This window comes from Paenibacillus sp. J22R67, assembly GCF_059692175.1.
Window position 1 is genome coordinate 173,943 of record NZ_JCAUAX010000010.1, and the last position, 19,600, is coordinate 193,542.

A 19,600-nucleotide genomic window follows, 5' to 3' on the forward strand; every position below is an offset into this window, starting at 1 on the left:
ATAAGCAACCACTTTTATCATGAGTTCCGTTTGGTATACAGCAAATAAATGAAGAATGGCGCGCCGATGGCAGAGGTAAATACCCCAACCGGAACATCAAGCGGAAGGAAAAGCGTGCGGCCCACAAGATCCGCCAGCATGACAACCGTACCACCGAGTAAAGCAGCGACGGGCAGCACATTTTCAAAGCTGGAGCCAACCAGCTTTCGGGCCATATGCGGTGCAATCAGCCCAACGAAACCCACGCCGCCCGCCACGGAAACTGCTGAACCAGCAAGCGCCACACTGATCAGCAGCAGGATCAGGCGATTTCTCTCCACAGCGCTGCCAGCACTAGTCGCGAGTTCATCGCCTAGCTGACCGATATTGATATGCCGAGCCATGATGAACGCAAGCGGGAGCAGCAGCACCGTCCATGGCAATACAGTGAGGACATTCTCCCAGTTCGACGCATACACCGAACCTGTCAACCAAAGGTACACTTGCGCCGGATCATTCGTCGGACTGAACACAAGCATCATCGTTGTCGCTGCCGACATCAAAGCGGCCATGCCGACACCGACTAGAACCAGCCGTACTGGCGTGATCCCTTTTTTCCAAGCGAGCGTATAGAGGATAATGGAAACAATGGCCGCCCCCAGCATCGCCGCAACCGGCAGCCAGCGGATACTGAAGATGCCAAGAAAATACGTCAGGAACGTCACCGCACCGACGGAAGCTCCGCCAGTGACGCCCATAATATCAGGGGATGCTAACGGATTACGAATAATACCTTGCAGAATTGCACCTGCCGCTGCCAAAGAAGCGCCGACCAAGAGGGCTACGATGATACGGGGAAGACGGATCTTCTGAATCACCATCGTATGATCTTCCGCACCGATACCGAAAAGGCTGCGAACTACATTCAGCGGAGATATGACCATTTCCCCGAGCCCCGTGCTGACGATTGCTATGACAATACAAGCAATCAGCAGCATGAACGTGACGCGTAGGGATTTCCGATGTACAAGGAGCGAGATAGCTCCGCCCTTGAACCGAATTGTGTTGTATAGCTTCATGATTTGGCCAGCCCCTTTCGCGCTATATAGATGAAGAAAGGAACTCCGATGACTGCGGTCATGACCCCGACCGGCATTTCCTCGGGAATCGCAATGAACCGTGCGCCAATATCCGCCAGCATGAGCAGGATCGCTCCGAGCACCCCACAATACGGAATAACCCACCGGTGGTCTAAGCCGCCGAAAAATCTTGAAATATGCGGGATAACGATACCGATAAAACCGATAGGACCTGCAACGGATACGGAGCAGCCCGCTAGCACAACAATGAAAATGCCAGCAAGGGACTTAATAAACACCGTCTTTTGCCCTAGCCCCTTCGCCGCTTCTTCCCCCATCTGCAGCAAATTCATATCCTTGGAGAGCAGCCAAGCGCCAACCCATGCGATGGCCAAGTACGGCAGCACGACAATGAGAAAATCAGGAGAACGTCCTGCAACCGTACCTGTCAGCCAGAAGAGCACCGTACCGATCCCCTGCTGATTCAATACTAGAACGGCCTGAGTAAAGGATGCGAACAGCGCCGTCATAGCTGAGCCGGCCAGCACGATCTTAAGCGGCGTCAGGCCATCCCTCCCGATAGATCCCAGCATGTAGACCGTAACAGCACCTACTGCCGCTCCGATAAAAGCAATCCACATCAACGCCTGCAGCGATGAAACTGAGAACGTAACCGCAGCCAGTACGACGAAGAAGGAGGCTCCCGCATTTACGCCCAGCACGCTTGGTGACGCCAACGGATTGCGGGTTAGCGTTTGCATCAGAGCACCGGCAATGGCCAAGCTGGCGCCAACCGCTGAGGCAATGCAAGCTCTCGGTAATCTTGTCGTGCGCAAAATAATTTGCTCATTCACTGTCTCGTCATAGTGAAAAATCGACGACCACGCCGTCGCCATATCGTACCGCGTAGTGCCAAAAAGAATGCTCGCGACAAAGCATCCGAGCATAACAAGGACAAAAACCAGCAACCAACCAGCTCTCCATAAGCTCGTTTTATTAAAATTCATCTCGAGAGTCTCCCTATGCTCGTAAAGGAATGAGCAATTAGATCGCTCATTCCTTTACGTATTTCATTATTTAATATCAAAGTATTTGTAGAGGTCAGCCAACATGGCTTGAGCAGCCATCGAGCCTCCCGCCAAGTTCCATGTAATTGCGTCAACTTTGAAGTACTTGCCGTTCTTAACACCCTTTAGATTTTTCCAGAGAGGATGCGCGGTCCAATCGTTCTGGGATTTCTCAACCGCTGGCTCTTCAGCATTCAGCCTTGTGATGTCGAATATGTAATCCCCATCCAGCGATGACATTTGTTCCTTGGTCGTCAAGTTCAGAACAGCCTTGCCTGGTTCAAGGATTTGCGCTTTCGGACGCGCTAGGCCTAATTCTTTGAAGATCGTACCGGCAAAACCTGTTGCATAGAAACGTGAGCTGCCGTCTCTTTCAAAGCGGACGATCGAAACTTCCGTTTTCGCCAGTTTATCACCTGCTTTTTGCTTAAATTCGGCAACCTTCTTATCCCAATCGGCGAGGATTTTATCCCCTTCTTCTTTCTTGTACAGCGCGTCAGAGGCATATTTCAAATTCGCTTTCCAGTCGAAAATTTCTTCAGTAATAATCGTTGGCGCGACGCTGCTAAGCTGCGGGTAAAGCTTCTCATGACGGGCTTTCGTCCCGATAATCAGATCCGGCTTAAGCGCAATGATTGCCTCGATGTTCGGCTGCGTCTCTTCCCCAAGATCCTTCACCCCGTCCATCTTGGCGCGAAGATAGTTGTACCATGGCTTCTCTTCCCAAGATTGAACCGAACCTACCGGTTTCACACCTAGATGAGCGGTAATATCCGTCATGCCGTTGAACAAAACGACAACGCGCTCAGGTTTCTTCTTGAGCGTCACTGTACCCATCGCATGCTTGATCGTTTTCTCTCCTGTATCCGTCTGTGGTGCGGCAGTTGCTGCCGGAGCGGCAGGACTGCTTGCGCTTTCCTTCGTTGTCGTTGCGGATGTTCCGCAGGCCGATAGTGCAAGTGTCAACACTAAGGCAAGTACGAATTGTAATGCTCTCATTTTCTTTCTTCCTCCTTGTTCAGCAAGGCAACCAAAGACGATGATCGAGTCATCTCTATTTGAATGCGAATGCTAGCCCCTATTTAATTGATAATAATTATCATTATCATTATATAGGGGTAATTTAGCATTGTACATATCCGATTTTATCTATTTTCTTGTCTTATTCTTTCCCATGTGTGGTAAATGAGCGACTTCAGTCCTAGGCTGCGTATCAGATGAAGCAGAAATTAACACCAAAAAGAGGCTGTCCCAAGTCATCCAATGACCGCGCAACAGCCTCTCCTATCCTCCGTTTACACCCGGTAACGGTCAACTGCTTGTTGAAGCTGCCCTGCCATGTCAGACAACGTCCTGGAGGAGGTAGAGAACTCCTCCATCATAGCAAGCTGTTCTTCATTCGCTGCCGCTGAATCCTGGCTCGCAGCTGCACCTATATTCGCTGACTCTGTAACGCGCTCCATATGCGTAACGACTTCGTCGCTACGGGTCGTGACTTGAGCGATCGCTGCGCTCACATCCTCCACTTTCATTAAGACCCCGCCAAATGCTTCTTTCATCGACAAAAGCGAATCATTCACTTGCTGCGAAGCAATCACACCGTCTTCCGTCAGCTTCATACCTTGACTCATCGCCGTATCCACGTCCCCTGCTTTGCCCTCGATCTCATTCAGAAGACTTGCGATTTGTTTCGCCGCATCATTCGTTTGCCCGGATAGCTTCTGTACCTCTCCCGCTACAATACTGAATCCTCTGCCCGCTTCCCCCGCTCTGGCAGCTTCAATAGCAGCATTCAAGGCCAACATGTTTGTTTGCTTCGCAATCTCCGTAATAACACGAATGATGGAGCTTATTTGACCACAGCTGTAGCGTAGTTCGTTCGCAGTTGTCCCAGCCGCCAAAACTTTGTCAGAAACAAGCCCTATTCGCTCCCGCATTCTCTCTACAGCATCCATTCCGGCTATTGAAGCATCTGCCGCCGATTCCGCCAGCTGCGCCATATGACGACTGTCTTCGCTAATAGCAGCCATTTCATCTTTCACAACCTGGATGGTATATAACGTCTCTGTGACAATCGCTACTTGCTCTTGGATGCCTTGCGACAAAGAGTCTGTCGAAACAGCAATCGTTTCCGCAGCCAGCTTGCTTTGCTCAGCATTGCTGGCGAACTGCTCAGCCTGCTGTGTGAGGACATGCGCGCCTTGCTGAACATTCCCGATAAATGCTCGCAGGCTGATTAACATGGATTGGAACGAGCGCTGCAAATTACCGACTTCATCTTTCGAAACAACACTCTCTAATGAAATGGAAAGATTGCCTGCTTCCGCTTCGGCCATGAGCTGCTGCATCGCATGCAGCGGTCTGATAATGAGCGCAGACAGCCATCTGCCTATCACATAAAAAATCCCGATCGCGCAAATCGAAGAGATAATCAATGTCCAGATCAAGCGCTGATACTGCTGGTTACGCTCTTTGTTTAACGTCTCTGAAGTTTCCAGCCGGTCCTGCTGCAAGCTGTCCATATAACCGCCGATGTCCTCCATCTTGCTTTTGATCCGTGTTTTATAGTATTGATAAGCCTCTTGTGTCTGCCCTGTTGCCGACAAAGTCTCCACTTTTCGCTGATCTTCCTCATAGGCGACTAGTGCTGCCTTTAACTTAGACATCCATAATGTCCCTACGGGTTCCCCCTCCAAGGATTCTTCGTAATCCTTCAATAACTGACTGGTTTTTACGCGAGTTTTGGTGATCTCATTATCTAGAACGTTCTTGTAGTGGCTATCCGGTGTTAAAATATGTTCCAGGAGCCTATCGTTCATGGTATGAACGTTGCTCTCCACTTCATTAATCCAAGTTGTTGGCAAATAATCGCTTTCGTACATCTTTTCCGCTTTTTTGTTGATATCACTGAGAAAAAAGAAGCTTGTCACCGTCAGGATGATGAGGAAAACGACAGCCAACATATTCAACGCCAATATTTTCATACTAATTTTTAAATTTCCCACCACGCCCATAAACCTGATCTTCTTCACTTTCTCATCTCCCCATGAGTAATCTGCTTTAAATATACAGGTCATTCAAAAAGTTAACAATAAACACAACTGAATTTTATTTATTTTATTTTTATTAATTGCTTTTTGTTGTTTTACGAAAAAGTAGAACTAGATTTATCATCCTAAGGTTAAAATTCGGTAGATATTGTGACAGCTATTCATTTCATCCCATTAATATCCGATACTAAATAGGTTCCCAGTTTTTTATTCATAACTTATTACGGAACGATATCGGAGGGATTATTAACGTGAGGTTTAGACACAGCAAGTGGTTATCCTTGGTCTTCATTTTCATTCTAGCCAGTCAATCTTTAGTCGCAGGAAACGCCTTTGCCGCTGATGAGATTTCCAAACTCGTCCTGAACAAGAATGAGCTTGCTTTGCAAGTTGGGGATACTGCGAATCTGACAGCAACCGCTATTTTCGTAAGTGGATCTACCGAGAATGCAACGGTCAAAACGGATTGGAATTCCGGCACGACAGATGTTGCTTCCGTCTATGCAGGTGTAGTGACAGCCAAAAAAGAAGGAAAAGCCGTTATTACCGCTACTTATATGGGTAAAACCGAGATCGTGAATGTCACTGTAAGCAAAAAAGTAAAATCGTTAACGACAGACAAACGCTCTCTCGAGCTGCGTCTTAATGCAACAGAACAGCTATTAATTACCGCCTACTACGATGACGGCACATCCGAGAATGTGACGAATAAAGCAGACTACACGGTAGATACAAGCTCTATCGTTACGGTTACGAACGGTTTGGTTAAGGGACAAAATCCGGGAAGTGCAACCGTAACGGTCAAATATATGAATCAATCACTAACCCTGCCTGTTGATGTTGAGGTTGTCCGCCGGATTGACGCTGAAAGCTCAAGCGTATCCTTACTGCTGAACGGAACAGCAGATATTAAAATTATGGCAACTTATCCGAACGGCGACATTGCCGACGTCTCAGAGAAAGTTGTCTGGACAACAGATAAAGCCAATGTTGCTGATGCTATCAAGGGCAAGGTTACGGGCTATAGTGCGGGAAAGGCCAACTTAACGGCAACTTACGGCACTAAATCTACGACGATAACGGTTGATGTAGATAGCACCCTTAAACTTGAATTAGATAAGCAGAATTTGCTTCTGAAGAAAAATACTTCTGGTGAATTGAAATTAACCGCTACCTATGCTGATGGAAAAACGGAAGATATCACAGATCGCGCCGAGTGGGCGTCCAGTGACGAGGATATCGTCCAAGTTTCAAAAGGAAAGCTCTCTGCGATCGCAATCGGCGAAGCGAAGGTTTACGCGAAATACGGGGATAAAGCCGTTGTAGCCAATATAGACGTGGAAGTTCCGCGCCGATTGGTTGTAGATACCGATCTTGTTTCCTTGCAAGCAGGAACAGATCAAACCCTAGTTCTTTATGCTACCTATGCTGACGGCACAAGCGCAGACGTTACGCAAAGCGCCGAGTGGAGCGTGGATGATGAGAATGTTGCTTTCGTCATCAAAGGAAAAATCACGACTTACAAAGCCGGCGTCGCTACAATAACAGCGAAATACGGCGGCAAAACAACGACCACGAAAGTGGAAGTCGATATCCCTACCATCATCACACCAACCAAGAAAACCGTTAACCTACAAATCGGCGGTTCCGATAAAATCAAATTAATGGCTTCTTTCAAAGACGGACGTGAGGTTGATGTCACGAGCAAAGCCGAGTGGACAACCAGCTCCAAGGATATTGCCGAGGCACGGGACGGCGAAATCTTCGGTCTTGCGACCGGCGCAGCGACCATTACTGCGAAATATGGAACACGCACAGCGGTCATTCAAGTGTCTGTAGGCGTTTTGAAGACCCTCACGATTAGCCAGGAAAAACTGATTATGAAAAAAGGCGACTCAGTTACCTTGAAAGCCGAAGCCCTTTACACCGATGAAACGAAAAAAGATGTTACCTCCGACGTGATCTGGACCAGCAGCAATGTGAAATCGGCGACGGTTGACGGCGGAGTAGTGAAGGCTATCGCTTCTGGAGAAGCTACATTGACAGCTCAGCTAGACAGCAAAACAGTAACTATTCCTGTCCAAATCGATATGGCAAGCGATCTTACGGCGAATGTAGCTAATCTAGTTTTTGATATGAATGAAACACGTACTATCGTTCTGACGGCTACAGATTCCTCAGGTGCATCGCGTACAGTTACCAACGATGCAGAGTGGAAATCAAGCAATAGCGCTATTGTGCTAGTGTCCAAAGGGGTTGTAACCCCGGTATCACGTGGGAAAGCAACCATTACCGCAACTTATGGCGGTAAAAATATTTCTATACCGGTTGAAATCGGCGTAGTTGCAGGACTCGTTGCGGATAAGACTTTCATCGTGACCAAAAGAGGCGATCAAGTTCAAATTAAATTGACCGCGACGCTCTCGAACGGCACAACCAAAGATGTCACGGAATCCGCGACATGGAAAGTTAGCGCCTATAAGCTGGGTACCGTTACGAATGGACTGTTCACACCAACAGCTTCAGGTAAAACGACAATCACCGGATCTTTCGGCGGCAAAATGGTTGCCATTCCAGTGGAAATCGACTCTCTTAAATATTTGAAAACCGATGTTGTCAAAGTCGAGCTCAAAGAAGGCAGCACAGCCAACATCGAAGCTCTAGCCACATACACGGATGGATCAGAAGAGGAAGTCACGAAGCCAGCTTTGTGGACATCGTCGAATATCATGATCGCGGATGTGAAAGACGGCATTATCAAAGCAACCGGCAAAGGAACTGCGAGAATTACAGTGACGTATTCTAACATGAGAACAACGGTTCAAGTGACAGTTACCAAATAAAACAAAGGCTATCCCTCAAGTAGATACTTCTACTTCGGGATAGCCCTTTTTTTATGTCATAACACTCGCCTGAATTCCATAATTTGTACTATACTTAATAGGTATTTATTTGCTCAGGAGAGGATTGATATTATGTTCGGTAGAGTAGCAGCTGACATTCTGGGGTTAAGTGATGTAGGTTCAGTGATTAAGCCTGAAAATTACGATAAGGTAGATAGCGATGATTACGTTCTGCATGAGGATAACGAGAAGATTTTCTTTTTGATTAAGTCCAAGTCGGATGAATACTGCTTCACGAATCAAGCTTTAATTCATCTCGACGGCACAAGCGCCGTAAGCAAGAAACGTGTGCTGCACCGCTACCCTTACAGCAAATATGCCATTTCCCAAGTTTCCTTGGAAACAGCAGGCACGGTGGATCTCGATGTGGAGATCAAATTCGTGCTGGGTTCCGTCATCTTCTCCATTGATGTGCACAAAAAGCATGTAGAAGAATTGAAGGACCTGTATAAAGCCCTGATCAAAATTTCGGAAATCACGCAGGAAAATGAGCACTTCCTTGACTATGCGAAGCAAAGTATCGAGCTGGCTTCCGCCACATTAAACCGTACGACGAAAACCGAAGGGCAGAAGCTTTCCGAGGAATTCAAGATGGTCAATCAAGGCGCTTTCGACTGGCTCGTGAGCACGCATAAGCAGTACAAAGTGAAGGATTTCGGTTTTGTTTTTGAGAAATTCATTAATCAATAGTATGTCCTAATTTGTTGATACATAAGTTTTCGTACATAGGGGAATATATCCATACCTGCATTTACAGGCTACTATTTAAGAAGTGCTTGGAGGTATGGACCATGTTTCCCCGATTTGTAAAACTAGCTTTGATTTCTTTTCTGTGCATTACCGTCCTGCTTGGGGCTCATCATTATCGGAAACATCCGCATAATCAACAAATGGTATCCAATGCTGGAGGCTGGGAGGCGGCCAAGCAAGGTTCACCTACTTTTTATCAGACAAATCCATTCGGTATGCCTGGCGCAGACTCAAGGCTGCATATGACTACGGATATGAATCAGCATGCCGCGGCCTATGGACTTACACCGCCAACCTCGATGAAGGCTTTAATGGTTCATACGCAGGAAAAAGCAGATAAGGGATGGGGCGGTTGGAGTTATATCGGCCTGTTGGGACTGCTAGGGCTGCTCGGCATCAGAAGCCGTTCGGAGTCTACTTATTCAGAATAAACGATTAAAGGAGCACTGTTTCCGGTTTGGGAAGCAGGCTCCTTTTCATTTGCGAACGCAATACGGACAAATGTCTAATGTTTGGACTTTTGTCCATCGCTGTTATAAACTAAAGATAGTCAACGATCGAAAGGAGCCATTTCATGGATCGTGAACAGCAAATTTTAGCGCTCATTCGTCAGAATCCATTCATCTCTCAGCATGAAATTGCCAGCATCATCGGTATTTCAAGGTCCGCTGTCGCCGGCTACATCGCTGCCCTGACCAAGAAGGGGACGATTCGCGGGCGTGCTTACGTGACATCGGATGAGAATACGGTCATGTGTATCGGCGGTGCGAACCTAGACAGCAAAGCGACTAGCAAGCAAGCCATTCGCCTAGCCTCTTCGAATCCAGTCACCGTAACGGAATCCTGCGGGGGTGTTGCCCGCAATATCGCGGAGACGCTGGCAGGACTAGCATGCGGGGCGGCGCTGCTCACGGTTGTTGGCGATGACAAGGCCGGCCAATGGGTGTTGGAAGAAACGCGGAAGCGCGGCGTTGACGTCAGCCAAGCCATCGTACTCCAAGGTGAAAACACCGGAACGTACACGGCTCTGCTCGACGCGACAGGCGAGATGTTTCTCGCTTTTGCTAATATGGACATCTACGATAAATGTACACCAGCCCTGCTCCGGGACAAATGGCCGCATGTAGCCTCTGCCAAGCTCGTCATTGCGGATACGAATTTACCCGCTGAGACACTTGCCGAACTGATTGATCGGTGCAGGGAAGAAAACCTACCGCTATTTATTGATCCTGTCTCTTCGGAAAAGGCCAAAAAACTGCCGCAAGAACTGCACGGTGTAACGGCGATTTTCCCCAATTTGGAGGAAGCTTGCCAACTGGCAGGTATCGCGCCAGACAGCAATAGCAGCAACGACGATTATAGCCTGATTACAGGAGCGATCCGCGCACGCGGCGTCCGTCATGTCTTCCTTACACTCGGCAGCCAAGGCGTGATATATGCTGGCGAGGAAGGCGAGCGGCATTTCCCGCCCATTCCCACCAAGGTTGTGGAGGTCACCGGCGCAGGCGATGCTTTTGTCGCTGGTATTGCTTATGGGGTCATGCGGCAATCCACCTATATGGAATCCTGCATTTACGGACTCGCCGCTTCTCACATTACACTGCAAACCGATCAATCTGTCGCGAGCGAACTGACGGTAGAACGACTGCAACATACCTTACTTCACCTGACAAAAGGAGACGAATCCACATTATGAATACAACTTACCTAACGTTTACTGATGAAGTTAAAGAGGCTTTGGCAAACAATAAACCTGTCGTGGCGCTAGAGACCACAATCATTTCTCACGGGATGCCTTATCCGCAAAACATAGAAATGGCCAAAAAGGTTGAACAAATTATCCGCGATAACGGTGCCGTTCCGGCTACGATCGGGATCATGGATGGCAAGATCAAAATCGGCTTGAATGAGCAGGAGCTCGAAGCTTTTGCGACGAATCCACATGTGGAAAAAGTCAGCCGCCGCGACTTCCCCTACATCCTCTCATCCGGCCAAATCGGCGCGACAACCGTTGCAGCCACAATGATCGGCGCGGCGCTGGCGGGCATCGAAGTATTCGCTACCGGCGGCATTGGCGGCGTTCACCGTGAGGGCGAAGTGACGATGGACGTCTCCGCCGACTTGACGGAACTGGCACAGACGAACGTTGCCGTTGTCTGCGCAGGCGTGAAGTCCATTCTTGATATTGGCCGCACGCTCGAGTATTTGGAAACCCACGGCGTTCCCGTGGTTGGTTATAAGACGAGCGAGTTCCCGTCCTTCTACGCCCGCGAAAGCGGCTACGGCGTAGACTTCCGCCTCGATGAGGCAGCAGGCATTGCGGCCATGCTCCGCACGAAGTGGGAGCTCGGCCTTGCCGGAGGCGCCATCATCGCCAATCCGGTCCCTGCGGAATCCGCTATGGACCATGTCGAGATCGAAAGCTTCATCCAGCAGGCGCTTGCTGAAGCCAAAGATCAGAACGTGACCGGCAAGAAGGTCACGCCTTTCCTGCTAGCGCGCATCAAACAGCTGACCGAAGGTCGCAGCTTAGAGACGAATATCGCGCTGGTGTACCACAATGCCGAAACCGCCGCGAAGGTTGCGGTTGCGCTGAAGAACTAACAAAGCTAACCCTCCATCTCCACAATATTTGTGGAAATCGGAGGGTTTTCTTACATACAAAAAGTGCAGTAAATTCAGCTCGCGCCAGCGACTTAAGGCCAAATCATGTAAAACCTACATCTAATTCCATCAAATCCCCCCATTCAAGGCGATAAAACGAAAATTTGATGTACATATTACATGACTTTCTCTCAAGTCGCGTAAGCACGGAGAATTTGCTGCACTTTTTGTAGTCATTTAATCAGCGAACCCTATTCGCTGACCCAAAGTGTTTTTTGCTCGAATGGGGTGCGCACAGCTCTCGACGGAGCCATGTCCGGGTAGCCGAGGTAAACGAAGCCTACGAGCTCCTCTTTCGCGCCTAGGCCGAAGGCTTCGCGCATCTTCGTATGATAGGTCGGCGCTCCCGTCCGCCAGATTGTGCCCAGACCAAGCGCGTGCGCGGTCAGAAGCATATTGTGGACAGCAGCATGTGCAGCCGCGTATTCTTCAATCTCTGGCACAATGGCTTGTGCAGAAGGCGTAACCGCCACAGCGATAACCACTGGCGCGCGGAATGCTTTCTTCATCTGAGCACCTTTTAGCACAGCCAACTCTTCCTCAGTCAATGCCGGATCAGCTTCAGAGGCCGCTACCTCAGCATAGCCCTTCCCTAACAGTCCCCGACCTTCGCCCGTCATCACCCAAAATCTCCACGGTTCAGTATGGCAATGGTTTGGCGCCCAAGTGCCTGCTTCCAATATTTCTTCAATCAGCGCTTTGTCAACAGGGTCTTGTTTCACTTTCCCGATACTCCGGCGATTGCGAATGGCTTCTTTTAATTCCATGTTTCTCCCACTCCACTCCTTGAATTACACTTCATTATGTTCCTACTCTAAGTCTATTGTGATATGAGCGATCCTGCAACAGCAAACATACAGGTCATTCAAAAATAATGGAATAGGACAACAAGACGATAAGAAAACCTAATGGGTCGGGGTAATCTCTTGCTCCATCAGGCTTGGGTATCTAGTGAGAATTTCTTTGGGAAGCTTAGCAGAACTACAGAAACTTTTTTAGCCATAATGACGTCTATGTTAGATGAAAGTGAAAAAATAGCGGACTATCGTTCACTTTTAGCACTCTCGCTCTTCGACTGCCAAGAATTTGACAATGACAAGGGCTATCAGGCAAGCTATAGTTATAGCAACAGTACGAACAAAAATGCTTGCTAGAATCATAATCATATATTTATACCTAGGAGGTACTACATCTAAATGAAAAAACTAACGATGATCGCGACAGCTGCTATGGCTTTCTCTTTATTAACTTCCGCTGTCCTAACTCACCCAGCTTCTGCTGCTGGCAAAACGAGTGCTGATTTCACCGATTTGACCGGTGTCGATGCTTCATTAAAAGCCAAAATCGATGCTATGCTGGCATCCGATATATTCGAAGGCGTATCCGACAACACGTTCGGCATTACGCAAAATATGACTCGCGCACAATTTGCAAAAGTAGCAACACTTATCTATGACATTCCTGTAGATCTTACTGTTAAGGTGTCCAGCTTTACCGATGTTCAGGCGGACGATTCCGCTAACGGTTGGGCAATTCCTTACATCGAGGCTGCGAAAAAAGCCGGACTTATCGACGGTATTACCGACACAACTTTCGTTCCTGGCGATTCCGTAACTGCGGGTCAGCTCGATACTTTGCTTCTTAAAGGACTTGGGAAAACAGTTTCCGTAACAGGTACACCTTGGTACGCGGATGCCGTGAAACAGGCCACAGAGCTTGGCATTCATCCTTCTGGCAAATCCGGAGATCAAGCTGCTAACCGCGCTGACCTTGTTACAAGCTCTTATGTTGCACAGCAAGCTTTTGACAATGACAACCAAGCACTCATTTCGATCTCAAAAGTTCAAGCTTCATCCGACTATAAACAAGTTCAAGTTACACTGAACAAAAAAGTAGACACAACAGCAGCAACTCTCACGCTTAAAAATGGTACCACAACCGTTCCTGCAACGACGACTTGGTCGACAGATGGCCTTACAGCAACACTTGCAGTTGACTCTGCCCTTGCCGTGGGTGATTATACAGTAACACTTGGCGGACTTGATGCATCTACGATCAAAACAGCTACTGGAAGCTTCAGCGTAGCTCCTGTCGACACTGGCAATGTTTCTATTGAAGATAACTACACATTGGCAGCTGTCATCGATAGCGGGCTGACAGATTCAGCGACTGGTTCGATCACTAAGGCGATTGCCGAGGATCCTACACAAAGTAAATTTGCTAAAGAAATCAAAATTCAAGTAAAAAACGCTAGCGGCGACATTGTTGCCGTTCCGGGGATTGTTCAGTCCGCATTCTCATCGAACTCTGGTATTGCTAAAGTAGGTGTTTCTGCTGACCATCACGCTTACGTACTCGGCAACAAAGCTGGTACCGCAGATGTCACTGTGGTTGTCAAAATCGGTAACAACGATTCCAAACAACTGCACGTAGCTGTAACGGTTACTAACGATGCTATTAGTGTGAAAGAAATTAAAGCAGATGAAACTTCCATCACCAAAACGATGACGGTTAGTAACGGCGTCTACACAGCTGATATTAATCCATATACGGAGATGGATCTTACTCTGACAGACAATTTTGGCAACGAATATGAAAACACAGAGATTGCAGATTACAACTTTGGACTAGGTACACTTGTTGTCACCAGAGCTGTAAAAGGTAACGGAGTTGACCCAGTAGGTACTGTAACGGTAAGCGAAAATGGGCTAGTTCACGTTGAAGGCAATGTCGTGTCTTTTGAATTGTCAGTTATAGCACCATCAGGCGAACAAGCAGTAAGCTATGTAACGCTAAAACGCAACTAATCACTTTTACGGCCGCCCCTAAGTAGTTAATCTACTTGAGGGCGGCTTTTTTTGCGTTCAGCGCGGCTCATGCACCAACACGCCTATTTTACATATATTGCTAATGCGCACTTTAGCTCAATTTTCCCAAGAAAAGGGGTCCGTCCCATGTACAACTACCCTGCTTATTACTTTGAACAACAGCCCTTCTATCCTTATCCCCCGACTGTACCTGCTTCCCCCAATTATCGACTTTATGGCTTAAATGAACATCAAGATCAGCCAGAAGTTTGGTCAGGTTGGGAGCAGCATTATCCCCATTTATATACAAATACGACCATAGCCCGTGATTATCCAACCGTCGATTCTAAAATACTTTCTAACTCGATTGCGTCTTCTAATCATCTGCTCAAGGACGCTTCCCTTCTCGTTCAAAAGCTTGCTGAACCCGCCATCGCTCGTGAGTTAATGACGCAGGCTCAGCAAGGAAATCAAAAAGAAGTGGATCGTATCGTCCACTCCTTCGGCTGCAAATCTATTGTTGTGACCAGCTATTCACCAAGCTCCGTGAAGTTTACAATTAATCCCCAATCGAATGACATGCCTTGCTGTGAGGTTACGCTATCGCTCAAATGGGGTCAATAGGCCACTTCGTCTATCGTACGTCAAAGGCATGCCAAATCGGTAACGCCGTCCCCGCCCAAAACGCGAATGCAACAAGAAGAAGCCAGTAAACCATAAAATAAATATCTAACTTGGAGTAGCTGGATTGATAGTAATAAGTCCGTTTGGTATGTGTGGAGAAACGCTTCGCTTCCATCGCCACAGCTGTTCGGTGAGCGCGGCGGATACTCTGGGCAAGGAGTGGAATGGCGTACATGCGCATCGTTGTGTACCAGCCTGTTAGCCAGTTGCGCCTCCGTTTCCTGCCTCGCACCTTAAGTGCATAGCGCAGTGTTTGGAATTCCTCCACCATAAGCGGCAGCATGCGCAGAGCGGCAAGGAAGCTGTAGGCGTACTTCGGCGCCACCTTCCACTGCTGCATCAGTGCATAAAACAGGGCAACCGGCCGGGTCGTCAAGCTGAACAGCAAACCGACAGCCGCGACCTGGAGACCTCGGAAACCCAGATGCAAGCCTCGGTAGAAGCTTTCTTCCGTGATTCGAATGAATCCGAGGCGAAACCACTCCGTGTCCCCGTTGCCGAACATCATCATCCCCGCCGCAGAGGAGATGAAGATGAGCAGGAACGGCGAAGCATACAGCAGCAGACGGTGCAGCGGCTGGCCTGAAAAAAGGAACAGCGGCACCAGCGCACCCGCTGTTAAATACATCATTGTATTCAGATTATGCGTGAATACAACAAGAACAAACAGAAGCAGGGATAGGACAAGCTTCACTCCTGGATTGACCCGATGCAGCCAGGTTTCACGGTACGTGAACGTTATTTGCATACCACCGGCGCTCCTTCCCTGGCGTGTGTTGCGAAAGTCGCAGACTGTTCCTTCACACAGCCGGCTTCAACCTGCCAAACGCGCGTGGCACAGCGTTTGACGATCTCCTCATCGTGCGTCACCATCACGATGACTGTGCCCCCTGCGCGCAGCCGTTCCAGCTGCTCCAGCATGCGCATCGTACCGCGTGCGTCGAGCCCGAAGGTGGGCTCATCCAGCAGCAGGATACGCGGGCTGCGAACCATCGCAGAAGCTACGCTTAAGCGGCGCTTCTGGCCCATCGAGAGCTGGAACGGATGCCGCTTGCGCAGCGCGAGCAGATCGTACTGCCGCAGCAGCTCCTCCAGAGCAGCCTGCTGTGCGCCTTTCCCCTCCTCCGCCTCCGGCAAGGAGTAGAGCAGCTCTTCTTCCACCGAATTCGTCACGAATTGGAATTCGGGGTTTTGAAACACGAAGCCGACTTGCTCGGCAAGCTGCTCGATTCTGCTGCCCTTCACACCGTCGATCCAGCAGCTGCCCTTCGTCGGGATGAGCCGCATAATGGCGAGCAGGAGCGAGCTTTTGCCTGCGCCGTTAGCACCAATGACCGTGATCCAGTCACCGAAATAAACATTCAAGTTATCCACAGAGGTCTTGATTTGTCCGCCGCGAAGCCCTGTGAAATCGCAAAAAGACATGATTGGCTGCCGATTCTCAGCAGCAACATCAGCTTTACCCTCCACAGCCGCCTTATTCCCACTTAAGCGTTCGATACGGCTATCGTCCCAAACGCCAGGATACCAAATGCCATAGTCGGCTAACTGCTTTTTATACCGTTCAAACACGACTTGTGGAGAGCCATCAGCCAGTATCTCTCCTTCTGGAGAGATGACAATCAGGCGATCAATGAGATCGAGTATGCCGCTGATTTTATGCTCCACAATGACTAAGGTTTTATCAGCGCTAATGGACCGGATCGTTTCCCATACTAGCCCCGTGCCCTCTTCATCTAACAGCGCCGTAGGCTCATCCAGAAATAGTACTTCAGGCTCCAAGGCGAGGACACTTGCAATCGCCAACCGCTGTTTCATCCCCTGTGACAGTTGGTTGATTAAGGTATGAGCATCTTCCAGCTGCAGCCCCACTAAGAACAGATAATGCGCAATTCGCTCCGGCATTTCCTCACGGGGGACCTGCCTATTTTCCAAAACAAAAGCAATTTCCTCATCCACATAAGGCATGCAGAACTGAGCGTCTGGATCTTGAAACACATACCCCCAGCGACTTGGCGTTACAAGTTTATCCGCCTTAAGCGGAATCTCGATAATATCGGGGACGATCCCGCTCAGCACTTGCAGCAGCGTCGATTTGCCGCAGCCGCTTGGCCCGAGCAGCAGCACCTTTTCCCCTGGCATCACCGAAAAGGAAACCCCTTGAAATAACAGGGGGACCTCCTCACCAGGATATTTTAAACGCAGGTTGGTAACACCGATTGCCTCGCTCATCACGCATTACCCCAGTACATCGTAATCTTTCTTAGAAACGGGACGAACTAAGTTAAGCACTCCGGTACGAGCCAATGCTTTGGCCAAGTAATAGGCGAATACGCCAGCGATAATGGCAGAACCAGCGAGACGAAGTCCAATAAATAAGCAATAATTCCAGAAGGTTAGCTGATCAATATAGCCATAATATTTATCTATAAACAGGGAGAGCACGGCGGACGCGAATGACGCGAGCACCGTTACACCCACATTCGCCCGACGATACAGGAAAAGCGCGAAGATCAGTTCTGCTCCAAGCCCCTGAAGGATGCCGTATGCAAGCGTCGCTGCCCCCCATGTTCCTCCAAAAAGCGCTTCAATCGTCGCGGCTGCAACTTCCGCCAATAACGCGACCCCTGGCTTCCTAATAACCAGAAAAGCAAATGTGGCCGCCATGAACCACATACCGTAACTTAGCTGATCGACGTGCAGACCGATCGGTTTGAGACTGTCATATATCGGACCCCATATGCGATAAATCACCCCAAATACAGCCGCGATCACGATCGTGACCAAGATGTCGGTCAATTTTAACCCTTTTGCTCTTGTTTCTTTTTGTGCCATTTCTTCTTCCCACTCCTTCTCTTGGATCCAATTTGTAAAATGAGATAGACGAACACGACAAAAAAAGCCTACCGGGATGCGGCAGGCATAAAATTAGTGCAGAAAGGCACTCCAATTCTCTACGCTGGCATTACCCAGATCAGATTAACGGTCAGTGGCATAGGGCCACTATCTCAGCCTGACTTCATCAAGCACCCGTGTTGCTATTCATTTGGCTTAACTGTATCGGATTAACCGATATTTGGCAATGCCTTTGGGGAAATTATTTTTCATTATTTTTCAATCAAAAGCTTTAGATCCAGCGTCAATCCATACAGCTGGCGGATGCTGTCAACTATATCTTCCACCCGCTTCTGCTGAACTTCCGCACTAGCAAGTACTTGCTGCACGGATGCGGCCGACTCTTCGGTTATCGCTGCGACAGATGTCATTTCCTCAGCAACCTTCTGGGACGACATTTGCAATTGCTGATTCATACGCTGTAAATTCTCCGCTTGCTCCATGACTTCCGCTGTATTTATGTTAATAACTTCGAATAGCTGATCAACACTTTCCGCTGATTTTTTACCCGATTCTACCGCTATTTTACCATCTGCCACTTTCTCTACGGCTATTTCAACTTTTTGCTGAATAGAGCCCAGAATCTCTGAGATATCTGTTGAAGCCACGTGTGCGTTCTGCGCAAGCTTCCGAATCTCGCCAGCAACCACGGCAAAACCTTTACCATGTTCTCCTGCTCGAGCAGCTTCAATGGAAGCATTGAGGGAGAGGAGATTCGTTTGTTTAGCAATGTCGGCAATCGTTGTTACGATATTTCCAATTTTCACATTTTCTTCGTTCACTTCATTCATGATGTTCGACGTTTCCGTTACGATGACGGTAATGTCCTTGATTTTATGCGTCAGATCTTCCATTTGATTCTTGCCTTCATTCGTTATACGGGCTGTATCGCGGGACCTGCTGCTCATTGTATCCGATGCGGAGGAGGTCATCTCCACCGTCTCATTCACTTCCTGGATTGCCGTTGTTATGTCTGTGATGGAAGTTGCTTGCGACTCAATGCCAATCGAGATCTCTTGGAAAGCCGCAACGACTTCTTCTGTGATTCTACCGGTTACGGATGCATTGTCATGAAGCGTATTACTGGAAGTTCCTAGTACCTCCGTTGTCGTACGGATACCTGTCAGTACCTCTTCCGTCTTCATCCTCGACACCTCAGACTCCCGAGCACTCTGGGCTACACGGCTTAATAATCTGCTTCCAATCTGACCTTGACCAATAAGCGCCATGATCACTAGCACATAAAAAACATTGATCGCAATGTAGTCAATTGGACCTGACAACGTGGAACAGAAGTAGTTCAAATTAACGATCCCGATCACCCCATTAAGCAGCAGTGGCCTATAATCCATATACAAGGAGACAAGCGCTAAACTTAAATACAAGATAAGCATGCTCGACAAAGTCACATTATGTGTCATAAAGAAATATGAAATCACATTAAGGCCTATGGCAATGACATACTTGGTATAAGTGACCCCGATTTTCCTCCAGATCAGCAACGTACACAGCAGCGCAATAGGCGCTCCAAAAGCGAGTAACGTCGTTACTACTCCCATAGATCTGTAGGAAGCTCCCATTCCTAACACCAAACAAGCCCACAATAGCTTCACCATTAATGCGTTTCTTTTATGTAGTTCTAGCAACTGTGCTGTCATCTGGTCATCCCCCTTTTTTTTCTACAAAAACAGACATTTTGTTACATGATTCAACATTGATAAG

Annotated in this window: 16 protein-coding genes and 1 riboswitch; of the genes, 7 read left to right on the forward strand and 9 right to left on the reverse strand. The window is 48.4% G+C overall.

Annotated elements, in window-relative coordinates; all coding sequences use genetic code 11:
- Positions 1 to 17: 17 nt before the first annotated feature.
- The 4 genes from AC58VC_RS29590 to AC58VC_RS29605 form a co-directional block, all read right to left on the reverse strand.
- Positions 18 to 1,058, reverse strand: a complete 1,041-nt coding sequence (locus tag AC58VC_RS29590; protein ID WP_497374146.1) for a FecCD family ABC transporter permease — start codon at positions 1,056 to 1,058, stop codon at positions 18 to 20.
- On the reverse strand, positions 1,055 to 2,065 hold the full coding sequence (locus AC58VC_RS29595; protein WP_497374148.1) for a FecCD family ABC transporter permease: 1,011 nt from the start codon (positions 2,063 to 2,065) through the stop codon (positions 1,055 to 1,057). The genes AC58VC_RS29590 and AC58VC_RS29595 overlap by 4 nt, the downstream gene beginning before the upstream one ends.
- A 66-nt stretch (positions 2,066 to 2,131) precedes the next feature.
- Positions 2,132 to 3,124 (reverse strand): ABC transporter substrate-binding protein, encoded by a 993-nt coding sequence (locus AC58VC_RS29600; protein ID WP_497374150.1) that lies wholly within the window; start codon positions 3,122 to 3,124, stop codon positions 2,132 to 2,134.
- 296 nt (positions 3,125 to 3,420) lie between these two features.
- A complete protein-coding gene (locus AC58VC_RS29605) occupies positions 3,421 to 5,157 on the reverse strand; it encodes a methyl-accepting chemotaxis protein (protein ID WP_497374152.1) in 1,737 nt (578 codons plus the stop codon).
- 269 nt (positions 5,158 to 5,426) lie between these two features.
- Between AC58VC_RS29605 and AC58VC_RS29610 the strand changes: the two genes are divergently transcribed.
- The 5 genes from AC58VC_RS29610 to AC58VC_RS29630 all read left to right on the forward strand — a co-directional run bounded on the left by AC58VC_RS29610 (position 5,427) and on the right by AC58VC_RS29630 (position 11,432).
- On the forward strand, positions 5,427 to 8,018 hold the full coding sequence (locus AC58VC_RS29610) for an Ig-like domain-containing protein (protein ID WP_497374154.1): 2,592 nt from the start codon (positions 5,427 to 5,429) through the stop codon (positions 8,016 to 8,018).
- Positions 8,019 to 8,150: 132 nt separating this feature from the next.
- Positions 8,151 to 8,768 carry a PH domain-containing protein gene (locus AC58VC_RS29615; RefSeq protein WP_497374156.1) on the forward strand — a complete coding sequence of 206 codons (618 nt, stop codon included), beginning with the start codon at positions 8,151 to 8,153 and terminating at the stop codon, positions 8,766 to 8,768.
- 101 nt (positions 8,769 to 8,869) lie between these two features.
- Complete coding sequence (locus AC58VC_RS29620; RefSeq protein ID WP_497374158.1) at positions 8,870 to 9,259, forward strand: hypothetical protein; 390 nt, start codon at positions 8,870 to 8,872, stop codon at positions 9,257 to 9,259.
- Between the two features lie 143 nt (positions 9,260 to 9,402).
- Positions 9,403 to 10,524 carry a carbohydrate kinase gene (locus AC58VC_RS29625; RefSeq protein ID WP_497374160.1) on the forward strand — a complete coding sequence of 374 codons (1,122 nt, stop codon included), beginning with the start codon at positions 9,403 to 9,405 and terminating at the stop codon, positions 10,522 to 10,524.
- Positions 10,521 to 11,432 carry a pseudouridine-5'-phosphate glycosidase gene (locus AC58VC_RS29630; RefSeq protein ID WP_497374162.1) on the forward strand — a complete coding sequence of 304 codons (912 nt, stop codon included), beginning with the start codon at positions 10,521 to 10,523 and terminating at the stop codon, positions 11,430 to 11,432. The genes AC58VC_RS29625 and AC58VC_RS29630 overlap by 4 nt, the downstream gene beginning before the upstream one ends.
- A 251-nt stretch (positions 11,433 to 11,683) precedes the next feature.
- On the opposite strand, the gene AC58VC_RS29635 is transcribed toward AC58VC_RS29630, so the two are convergent.
- Entirely contained in the window at positions 11,684 to 12,259 is a 576-nt protein-coding gene (locus AC58VC_RS29635; RefSeq protein WP_497374164.1) for a nitroreductase family protein, read from the reverse strand.
- A gap of 429 nt (positions 12,260 to 12,688) precedes the next feature.
- Here AC58VC_RS29635 and AC58VC_RS29640 point away from each other — a divergent pair, with 429 nt between their 5' ends.
- Positions 12,689 to 14,299: an S-layer homology domain-containing protein gene (locus tag AC58VC_RS29640; RefSeq protein ID WP_497374166.1), complete on the forward strand. Its 1,611-nt coding sequence runs from the start codon at positions 12,689 to 12,691 to the stop codon at positions 14,297 to 14,299.
- Between the two features lie 147 nt (positions 14,300 to 14,446).
- Complete coding sequence (locus AC58VC_RS29645) at positions 14,447 to 14,923, forward strand: YuzC family spore coat inner layer protein (RefSeq protein ID WP_497374167.1); 477 nt, start codon at positions 14,447 to 14,449, stop codon at positions 14,921 to 14,923.
- A 10-nt stretch (positions 14,924 to 14,933) separates the two neighbouring features.
- Here the strand turns inward: AC58VC_RS29645 and AC58VC_RS29650 are convergent, their stop codons facing one another.
- The 4 genes from AC58VC_RS29650 to AC58VC_RS29665 all read right to left on the reverse strand — a co-directional run bounded on the left by AC58VC_RS29650 (position 14,934) and on the right by AC58VC_RS29665 (position 19,536).
- Entirely contained in the window at positions 14,934 to 15,731 is a 798-nt protein-coding gene (locus tag AC58VC_RS29650) for an energy-coupling factor transporter transmembrane component T family protein (RefSeq protein ID WP_497374169.1), read from the reverse strand.
- Positions 15,722 to 17,215: an ABC transporter ATP-binding protein gene (locus AC58VC_RS29655; protein WP_497374171.1), complete on the reverse strand. Its 1,494-nt coding sequence runs from the start codon at positions 17,213 to 17,215 to the stop codon at positions 15,722 to 15,724. Before AC58VC_RS29655 ends, AC58VC_RS29650 begins: the two co-directional genes overlap by 10 nt.
- Positions 17,216 to 17,221: 6 nt before the next feature.
- Positions 17,222 to 17,818, reverse strand: coding sequence for an ECF transporter S component (locus AC58VC_RS29660; RefSeq protein ID WP_497374173.1), 597 nt, complete (start codon positions 17,816 to 17,818; stop codon positions 17,222 to 17,224).
- A 99-nt stretch (positions 17,819 to 17,917) separates the two neighbouring features.
- Positions 17,918 to 18,027, reverse strand: a riboswitch (TPP riboswitch).
- A 63-nt stretch (positions 18,028 to 18,090) separates the two neighbouring features.
- The gene (locus AC58VC_RS29665) at positions 18,091 to 19,536 is read right to left on the reverse strand and encodes a methyl-accepting chemotaxis protein (RefSeq protein ID WP_497374174.1); all 1,446 of its coding nucleotides are present in this window, start codon (positions 19,534 to 19,536) and stop codon (positions 18,091 to 18,093) included.
- Positions 19,537 to 19,600: the final 64 nt, after the last annotated feature.